General features: G+C 43.6%; 1 protein-coding gene. It reads left to right on the top strand.

Annotated features, from left to right (window positions below):
* A partial coding sequence (gene ltrA / locus HCG49_RS18405; RefSeq protein WP_168470938.1) for a group II intron reverse transcriptase/maturase occupies positions 1-873 on the top strand: 873 nt, incomplete at both ends.

The raw sequence follows: 873 nt of genomic DNA, 5'->3' as shown, positions 1-873 counted from the left end.
AAGAGCAACGGCAAGAAACGGATGCTTGGCATTCCCACCGTTGTCGACAGGGTGTTTCAACAAGCACTACACCAAGTACTGCAACCCATATTTGAGACGGACTTTCACAAGCACAGTTACGGGTTCAGACCACAACGTAACGCCCATCAAGCGGTCGCACAAAGCCTAAAGAATATTAATTCAGGGTACCAGTGCATAATAGACATCGATTTAAAGAGCTTCTTTGACGAGGTGGAACACTATGTCCTCTTGGAACTGATATATAAAAAGGTGAAATGTAGACCCACGATGAAGCTGTTACGCTCATTTCTTAGGGCATCGATACTAATCAGCGGCAAACTACACAAGCGCAAAAAGGGTGTCCCACAAGGTTCGCCTCTAAGTCCGTTGCTTTCCAATATCCTGCTTAATGAGCTGGATAAGGAACTGGAAAAGCGCGGACATCGTTATATTAGATATGCTGATGATTTCAGTATCTATGTCAGAAGTAAAAAGTCAGCGAAAAGGGTAGGTAACAGCATCTACAAGTTTCTGCGCGACAAGCTCCGATTGCCAATAAACAGAAAGAAAAGTGGCATACGCAAACCTTTGGATTTTCAAGTATTAGGGTTCGGTTTTGTACCAACCTATAAGAAAGGGGAAAAAGGAAAATATCAGCTGGTGGCCGTACCGTCGAAGTGGAAGGAATTTGAAACAAAACTTAAATACCTGACCAAAAAGACGATACCCGCCAGTTTTGAAGAACGTATTTCACGCATCAATCTGTTGGTACGAGGGTGGATTAATTACTTTAAGCCGGCATCTATTCAGGCCAAGCTCAAAAAGCTGGAAGAATGGCTGCGCAACCGACTGCGGTATTGTATTTGGCATCAT

The organism is Arenibacter sp. 6A1 (genome assembly GCF_012272855.1).
Classification (GTDB): Bacteria; Bacteroidota; Bacteroidia; order Flavobacteriales; family Flavobacteriaceae; genus Arenibacter.
Note: the sequence above shows the minus strand (reverse complement) of the source record. Positions and strands in the feature narration are given on the sequence as shown.